Origin of the sequence: Humidesulfovibrio sp., assembly GCF_035560995.1 — a bacterium.
Lineage (GTDB): Bacteria > Desulfobacterota > Desulfovibrionia > Desulfovibrionales > Desulfovibrionaceae > Humidesulfovibrio.
The window spans coordinates 1-7,682 of the sequence record NZ_DATMYK010000263.1 but is presented as its reverse complement, the minus strand read 5'-3'; the positions used below and the strand labels follow the sequence as shown (position 1 = coordinate 7,682).

General features: G+C 67.5%; 10 protein-coding genes. 3 read left to right on the top strand and 7 right to left on the bottom strand.

The features are described from left to right. The 3 genes from VN419_RS10235 to VN419_RS10225 all read left to right on the top strand — a co-directional run. Positions 1-514 (top strand): pyridoxamine 5'-phosphate oxidase family protein (locus VN419_RS10235; RefSeq protein WP_325647131.1); only part of this gene is annotated, 514 nt, incomplete at its 5' end. A gap of 134 nt (positions 515-648) precedes the next feature. Continuing rightward, positions 649-1,242 carry a pentapeptide repeat-containing protein gene (locus VN419_RS10230; RefSeq protein ID WP_325647130.1) on the top strand — a complete coding sequence of 198 codons (594 nt, stop codon included), beginning with the start codon at positions 649-651 and terminating at the stop codon, positions 1,240-1,242. 138 nt (positions 1,243-1,380) lie between these two features. Further along, a complete protein-coding gene (locus tag VN419_RS10225) occupies positions 1,381-2,268 on the top strand; it encodes a DMT family transporter (RefSeq protein ID WP_325647129.1) in 888 nt (295 codons plus the stop codon). A gap of 7 nt (positions 2,269-2,275) precedes the next feature. Here VN419_RS10225 and VN419_RS10220 read toward each other — a convergent pair whose 3' ends face one another. The 7 genes from VN419_RS10220 to VN419_RS10190 all read right to left on the bottom strand — a co-directional run. After that, positions 2,276-2,623: a hypothetical protein gene (locus tag VN419_RS10220; protein WP_325647128.1), complete on the bottom strand. Its 348-nt coding sequence runs from the start codon at positions 2,621-2,623 to the stop codon at positions 2,276-2,278. A gap of 176 nt (positions 2,624-2,799) precedes the next feature. Further along, positions 2,800-3,213, bottom strand: coding sequence for a glycoside hydrolase family protein (locus VN419_RS10215; RefSeq protein WP_325647127.1), 414 nt, complete (start codon positions 3,211-3,213; stop codon positions 2,800-2,802). Then, positions 3,210-3,614 (bottom strand): 3TM-type holin, encoded by a 405-nt coding sequence (locus VN419_RS10210; protein WP_325647126.1) that lies wholly within the window; start codon positions 3,612-3,614, stop codon positions 3,210-3,212. The genes VN419_RS10215 and VN419_RS10210 overlap by 4 nt, the downstream gene beginning before the upstream one ends. Positions 3,615-3,623: 9 nt before the next feature. Continuing rightward, positions 3,624-4,007 carry a hypothetical protein gene (locus VN419_RS10205; RefSeq protein WP_325647125.1) on the bottom strand — a complete coding sequence of 128 codons (384 nt, stop codon included), beginning with the start codon at positions 4,005-4,007 and terminating at the stop codon, positions 3,624-3,626. 19 nt (positions 4,008-4,026) lie between these two features. Then, complete coding sequence (locus VN419_RS10200; protein ID WP_325647124.1) at positions 4,027-4,347, bottom strand: hypothetical protein; 321 nt, start codon at positions 4,345-4,347, stop codon at positions 4,027-4,029. A 12-nt stretch (positions 4,348-4,359) separates the two neighbouring features. Continuing rightward, positions 4,360-6,180, bottom strand: a complete 1,821-nt coding sequence (locus tag VN419_RS10195) for a hypothetical protein (RefSeq protein ID WP_325647123.1) — start codon at positions 6,178-6,180, stop codon at positions 4,360-4,362. 31 nt (positions 6,181-6,211) lie between these two features. Continuing rightward, a partial coding sequence (locus tag VN419_RS10190) for a hypothetical protein (protein ID WP_325647122.1) occupies positions 6,212-7,682 on the bottom strand: 1,471 nt, incomplete at its 5' end.

The following is a 7,682-nucleotide window of genomic DNA, read 5'->3' as shown; positions in this document are numbered from 1 at the left end:
CCCCATGACCGAGACCGCCGATTCCCACCCCATGTCCAAGCATCCCCACGGCCCCATGCGCCGCAAGGACCGCGAGATCACCGACCGCGCCGAGATCGACGCGCTCATCCACGCCTCGCGCGTCATGCATCTGGGCCTGTGCGACGACAATGTGCCCTTCGTGGTGCCCGTCTTCTACGCCTACGACGGCGCGGCCCTCTACTTCCACTCCGCGAAGAAAGGCACCAAGATCGACATCCTTGCCCGCAACAACGCCGTGTGCTTCGAAATCTCGGCCGACTACAGCATCATCGAGGACGAGATGGCCTGCGACTTCGAGGCCAGCCACCGCACGGTCATCGGCTTCGGCCGGGCCAGCTTCGTGGAGGACGAGGCGGAAAAGATCGCGGCCCTCAACCGCATCGTGGCCCGCTTCACGGACAAGGCCTTCACCTACCCCGCGGGCAACCTCAAGACCACGGCCGTGCTGCGCATCGACATCGACTCCGTCAAAGGCAAGAAGCACGGCTTCTAGGCCGCAACTCACCCCCTTCCCCCATGTGAGGGTCCCAAAGGGAATCATTCCCCTTGGCAGAGGGGGCCAGTCGGCAAAAAGAATCCGGGGGAGGCGCCGCCTCCCCCGCTCAACAAAAGAAAGGCGGGCGCAATATGCCGGACATGGCAGCCCTGGCGATGCTGGACGGCGAGCACGAGGACGAGATCTTCACGGGCATCGAGGCCGACAACGCCGTGCTCGATGATGCCAGCTTCTTCCAGTGCACCTTTCGCAACGCATCGTTCCAGTATGCGGCGTTCAACAATTGCCGGTTTGAGCACTGCGTCTTCGAAGGCTGCAACCTGTCGCTGGCGCAGTTGCGCACGGCGCGGCTGATCGGCGTGAAGTTCAGGGATTCGAAACTCGCGGGCATCAACTGGAGCAACACGAGCGGCGTCTTCTCCGCCTCCTTCACCGGCTGCGTCATGGACAACTGCGCCTTCTCCTCCATGAACCTCTCAAAGTACCGGTTCACAAACTGCTCGTTCCGCGATGCCTCCTTCATGAACACGAAGCTCCACCACGCGGTCTTCGAGGAGTGCGACCTGCGCAAGTGCATGTTCCACAACGCCGACCTCAGCCACGCGGACTTCTCCACCTCGCGCGACTATTTCATCAACGCGGACTCCAACAGGTTCCACAAGACCGTCTTCTCCCTGCCGGAGGCGGTCTCGCTGCTCTCCAATTTCGACATCACGCTGAAGTAGTCCCGGGCCGCCGTTCTCCCGCCCCATCGGGACGTTTTCCCCCTTGCCGGGAACCGGGGGCCGAGGTACTTCTTCCGGGCTGACGCCCGGATGCGGGCTCGCCACCACAAATTCCGGCCAGTCCGATCAAGGAAAGACATGCTCGCACACAAGCTCCGGGCCGACGGCCTGCTCATGCTCACGGCGCTCATCTGGGGCGCGGCCTTCGTCGCCCAGCGCCTGGGCATGGAACACGTGGGGCCCTTCACCTTCAACGGCATCCGTTTCGCTTTGGGCGCGCTGGCGCTCCAGCCGCTCATCTGGAAAATGCGGCAGACGCGCACCCGCGAGGGCGGCGGCGCAGGCATCGAAACCGGGCGCATCGTGCGCTTCGGCATCGTGGCGGGCTGCGTGCTGTTTGCGGGCGCGGCGCTGCAACAGGTGGGCATCGTTTACACCACGGCGGGCAAGGCCGGGTTCATCACGGGCCTGTATGTGGTGATGGTGCCGCTGTTCGGCCTTTTCCTGGGCAACCGCGCGGGCGCGGGCACCTGGCTGGGCGCGCTGGCCGCGGCGGTGGGATTGTATCTGCTTTCGGTGAACGAGGACTTTTCCATCGCCTATGGCGACGTGCTGGAACTCATCGGCGCGGTGTTCTGGGCCGGGCATGTGCTGCTCATCAGCAGGCTTTCGCCGGGCATGGACGGCACCGATGCGGTCAGGCTGGCGGCGGCGCAGTTCGTGGTCTGCTCGGCCTTAAGCCTGGGCTTCGGCCTGGCCCTTGAGCCCATCACCCTGGAAGGCATTTACGGAGCGGCCGTGCCCATTCTGTACGGCGGCCTCATGAGCGTGGGCGTGGCCTACACCCTGCAGGTGGTGGCCCAGCGCGACGCCGACCCGGCCCACGCCGCCATCATCCTGAGCCTGGAGGCCGTGTTCGCGGCCGTGGCGGGCTACTTCGTCCTGGGCGAGGTGCTGGCTTTGCGCGCGCTCATCGGCTGCGGGCTGATGCTCGGCGGCATGCTGCTCTCCCAGCTCAAGCCGTAAGGCGGCGCTACACGGCTTCGGCCGCCCGCTCGACGCGGATCCGGTCCGTTACGCCGCCCAGCTTCTCGCCATCGGATTCCTCGGCGGTGGCCTCGTCCAGCCGGCTGGCCATGCCGTCGTAGACCGACTGCATGGCCTCCTTGAACTCGCGCCAGCTCTCGTTCGGAGTATAGCCGGCTTGGCGCAGCCGTTCGCGCAGCTCGGCCCTGCTGGCCAACAGGTGGAAGTAGATGCGTTCCCGCTCCTGGCGGGCGCGCTGGCTCTTGGGCTGGGGCCTCGCCGCCAGCCTGTCCAAACGTTCATCGAACTGGCGGAGCCTGGCCTCCATCTCGGAAAGGAACTGCTGCCTGAGCATGACGCGCCCTCCTTGTGCAAACGGGTTGCGGAGTTGTGGCGGGATCTGCGCGCAGTCATCGACGGTTCCTATATAGACATCGCTGCGGCAGCTGTCCATGCCGCACAAACACGAAAAGGGCCCGGCGCGAAATTTCCTCAGCTCCCGATTTCGCGCGCCAAGAGACGCACACCCGCCTAGGGGGTCCCGCGCACCCGCACGGCCAGGCGCTCCGCCCGCTTGCCCACTTGGCCCGCCCATTTGGACGCCAGCATGGCCCTGGACGCCTCTGGGTACCTGCCCGCTTGCAGCAGCGCCAACGTGTCCTTGAACTCCAGCAGGCCGCCCACCCCCATATTGAAGGCCATGCTCACCAGCACTTCCTGAATGTCCTCCGGGGCCGCGAGCGCCCACGGCTGCCGCACGGCAAGCTGGCTCCAGCAGTCGCCGATGTCGTTGTCCAGAAGCAGCAGCGCCTCGGACTCGCTGATGCCCTTGTCCTCCAGGTTGCGGCCTACGCCGATGGTCAGCCGTCCCGCGGTGCAGCGGTAGGGTTTGAGGCGCAGGCCCTCATCCACCAGCAGTTGCTCGGCCACGCGTTGGCGGTTCATTTGGCCACCCCCTTGGTTTTTTCGAAGCTGCGCAAAGAGCCCAGGCCGAGCATGCCGAACATCAGCTCCCACAGATTGGAGTCGAGCCCGGGCAGGGGCGGCAGTTGTGGCCACCACACGCCCCCGGCCCAGGCGAAGAGCGGGCGCAGCAGGTACTGAAAGCCGAGGGCGCACGCGCACACCCAGCCGATGGCCGGACGCCAGCCCGCCACGAAGAGCGAGGCGGACTGGGCCTCGGCCTTGTTGATCTCGCGCTGCTCGCTCTCGGCCTTGGCCGCGATGCCCAGCAGGGTGCGCTGGTATTCCTCCGCCGCCTTGGCCCGGGCGCCCGGGTCAGGGATGAGGTCGATGAGCTTTTGCGCCGCCGCGCCGACAACGGGCAGCAGGTCGAGAAGTCCCATGGGATGCTCCTATTTCAGCGCCAGCCGCAAGGCCAGCGGGGCAAGAATCTGCAGAACCAGCCCCACGCCGAGGCCCACATATACGTGGAAGCGCAGCTTGTTCACCGCGGCCCAAAGGTCGGCGCGTTCGGCGAGGTATTCCTCGCGCTCGGCCATGTGCGCGCTGCGGTGCAGTTCCGCGCCGCGCTCCATGGCCGAAAGGCGCTGCTCCTGCCGGGCGCACAGCTCGCGCCGGGCCACCTGGGATTCGGCGATGCGCACCAGGGTTTCGCCATTGGCGCGGGACTGGACGGCCACGCCGTCGATGGCCTGGCGCATCTGGTCCTTCAGGTCGAGCACCGCGGCGCGCAGCTGCTCCATGCTCTGGTCGTGGAAGGCGCAGGGCTGGTTCATGGCTTCCTCTCCAGAATCGCTACACGCGCCGGGCCCGCAGGGCCGCGATGAGCGCATCCGTTTCCGCCAGGCGGGCCTTGGCCTCAGCCAGCACTGCCGAGTCCGACCCGAGCAGCAATTCCCGCGTGGCGCGGTGCTGCGCCGCCTCCAGGACGGCGATCTGCGCGTCGATGGCGGCGTTGGGATTCTCGGCCGGTTCCGGCTCCGGGGCCACGCACGTGCCGCCCTGGATCACCCAGCCGCCCCGGACATTCTCTCCACACTCCAGGAACAACGCGCCCGGCGCGGGCAGGGCCTCGGTCACTTCGCAGACGCTTCCGTTGATGATGCTGGCGTACATGTTTTTTCCTCCTTACTGGAACAGCGCCAGCGCGGCGCGAACCTGCTGGGCCTTGAGGTTGTGGGTGTCGAGGCCCCACAGGCCGGTGGAGCCGGAGGCCAGGGCCGAAAGGTCCATGGTGGCCTTGAGCATCTTGTAAGTGCCGTCGAACTGGCACACCTCGGCCAGGTCGGAGGCCGAGGCCCAACCGGACCCGCGCGAGGCCTTGGGCACAAGGTCGGTGTTGAGGGTCACGCCATCCACGGCCTTGTGCAGCAGGTACAGCGTGGCCCTGGTCGGGACAAAGCCGAGGGCCACGCCAGCGGCGGAGGACAGGCTCATGTTCGTGGTGACGCCAGCCATGTACTGTATCTGGGCGTTGCAGACGTAGGTGGCCGAGGCGGCGGTGCACACCACCCACACGTACAAATACGGCGTGCCAGAAAGCATCAGCGTTCGTGGGTTGGCCGACAGCGCATTCGTGAAGGTGTCTGTGGCGAGCAGCGCCCCGTCCGTGGCGTTTGCCGGAGCGGAGTTCTTGCCATAGATCTTGAGCGTAACCTGGCTGGTCGAACTGCCGAAACTGGCGTTGAAGACATGGCCGAGGTCGGTTGAACCATAGACCTTGACGGCGTATATCGGCTGCGCGGAGGCGAAAGCCTTGCCCAGCCATCCCCCTGAAGTCTCGTAGGCCGTGCCCAGGTGGTCCTTAGCGGTGCTGCCATCAAAGCATCCATCACGCGTCCCCGCCCCGCCAGACATCCACGTGCTGCCGAACACCGCACCGGTTGGGGCATACAGCGACACGTTCTTGTTTGAGTAGGTCTTGTCCGCCGCCGCATACAAAGCGTTGCTGCTGCTCAGCTCGTCCGTGGCGCAGAGCCAGATGCCGCCCTTGGGCAGCGGGCCGGTTGCACGGCCAGCGCCCATGAAGGCCACGAAAGCGTTCATGGCGGCCAGGTCCGAGGCCGAGCCTCCCGGCAGGTTCGTCAGGTTGCGGCCATCGACTGTGGGCATGCGGCCCTGCTCGTCCAGCTGCAGCAGCTTGCCCGCTGTGGTGCCCACATCGGCCGCCAGGCCGGAGCCCGAGCGCACCAGGCCGGTTCCAGCCTTGACCCGCACAAGCCCGGCGGCGAACTCCAGGCCGGAGTCAGCCGCAAGGGCCACGGAAAGACGCAGTCCCTCGTCCCCTCCGGGGTTCTCAATGCCTTCGGACAGGCCATTGCCCGCCAGCAGCTTGGCCGAAAGGCTGCGGCCGCATGCATCCCCGGCCGAGACCTTCACCAATCCATCCAGGGTCGCCGCCACGTCATCAATGCCCGCTGCGCTGTGCGCCGCCAGCGAAGCCGAGGCAGCCGCCTGTGCGGCGCTGGCCGCGGCATTCTGCTCCGAGGCGCGGGCAGCGTCCTTGTCCGCCTGCGTTGCGGCCAGGAAGGCCGAGGAATCCAGGATGTCCTCGGCCGGGGTGCTCACGGGATACAGCACCGCCCGGCCGATCTGCTCCTGCAGGGACTGGCAGATCATGGTCAAGAGGTCCAGGGCGGCCTCATGCGTTTCGGCCGGAAAGGCCGAGTTCTCCACATAGTCCACTTCCTGCACCAGGGCCGGCGCACGCCAGACCACCAGGGTCTGGCCGGTTGCGGGCGGCACCAGCATGGTCAGGCTGCCCCCGGCCGCGCTGCCCGCGCCGGAAAGTTCGAAATGCTCGCCCAGCACCAGGGGCGTTTCAAAGCCGTCCTGCCGGAGCAGGGCCTTGATGTCCGCCGTGCGCTGGAAAGGGAACGGCAGGGGAAACACGGCGCTGACGCCGTTGCCGCTGAAGGCGGCCTTGGAGGTCTGGGTTGAAATGGTCATGGAGGCTCCTTCGCGCCGGGGCTTCCGGCGGCTATTCGTTCAGGGCCAGGGTCGGGGCCAGAAGCAGCACGGTCATGGGCAGAGGCTGGTCCTGCACCAGGGTCAGCACGCCCTCGGTGCTCCAGCCCTGGGGGAAGCGCACGCTCTTGTCGCCGGTGAACAGCGCGGGCGGACCGTCCATGCTGTCCGCGCTGCTGCGGTACAAAAGGGGCTCCAGCCGCGTCAGGTCCGGGCCCACCTTGCCGCCGAGGGTGCGGTACAGGCGCAGCCCCACCTCGGTGATGCGCTTGGTGCGCGTCTGCGCGCTGCCCCGGGTGCCCGCGAACTCCAACCGCATGGGCCTGAGGGCCGAGGCGTAGCCCAGGCCCGCGTGGACCTCCCCGGCCGCGCGCTCCAGGCGGATGCTGCCGTCCGGGGACACGATCTGCTCCGGCTGCACCGCGCCGTCGGCCAATATCTGCACCCGGCGCCCGGCCAGGTGCGCCAGACCGGAGAGTTCGGTCACCGTCGGACCCGCGTAGCTCACCCCTGCATCGACAAAGAACGCGCCGCCGGTGTTCAGGGCCGCTTCCGGGAAGCCGGGCTCCAGGGTTTCAATGAAGCGGCGCTCCATTTCCACGCCGTCCACCACGGCCGCGCGGCGCACCACCAGCCACAGTTCGTCGCGGTTGGCGCTCTGGCTGAACACGGCGCAGGCGGCCTCCACCTGGCCGTCGGTGATGACGCGGGCAAAGGCGCACACGTCCTGCTCCGGCAGGTAGGTCATGGCCAGCAGCACGCCGTCCGCGCGCACGCAGTAGAGCATGGGGTCCGGCTCCTGCGCGTAGGCCAGCTGGGTGATGCCCTGCTCGCCCAGGTGCGCGGCCAGAAGCGTCACGTCGCGCGAGGTGTACGAGTCGGAATCCAGGCGGTAGGCCATTTCGCGCACCTTCTTGCCGGAGCGCTGCACGTACAGGATGGCCGGACCGGCTTGGCAGGGCGGCACATCCGCCGCGCCGAAGGTGCCTTCGCGGTTGGCCTTGACCCCGCCAGGGGTGACGGGCGTGTTCAGCGAGCTGCCGGACACCGTCCACTCGCCGCTGGTGGCCCCGATCCAGAGCTTGTCGCGCGGGGCCAGGAAGCAGATGCGCCCGCCGCGCTGGGCGGAGAGCGTGATCTCCACCGCGTCGTCGTCCAGCGGGTCGTCGCCCGGCTCGGCCACAATGCGGTCGCCGATGGCGAACATCTCCCAGAACGCCGAGCGCAGCACGCCCGCCGCGTCGCGCACGGATTCGATCTCGCTGGCGGATGCGGGGCTCGCGGCCAGGGTCATGCGCAGGGAGGAGGACGTGCTGGCCTTGACGCTGCGGCCGCCGATGTAGCGGTAGTAGCACAGGGTGCCGTCGGCCATGACGCCGGAAAGGGCCGTGTCCTTGGCGAAGGTGTCGCCCGCCAGCAGAAGCACGGTGTCGCCGGGCCTGCCGTCGGACAGGGTGTCGCCGTTGGTGTCCGTGATCTCGAAG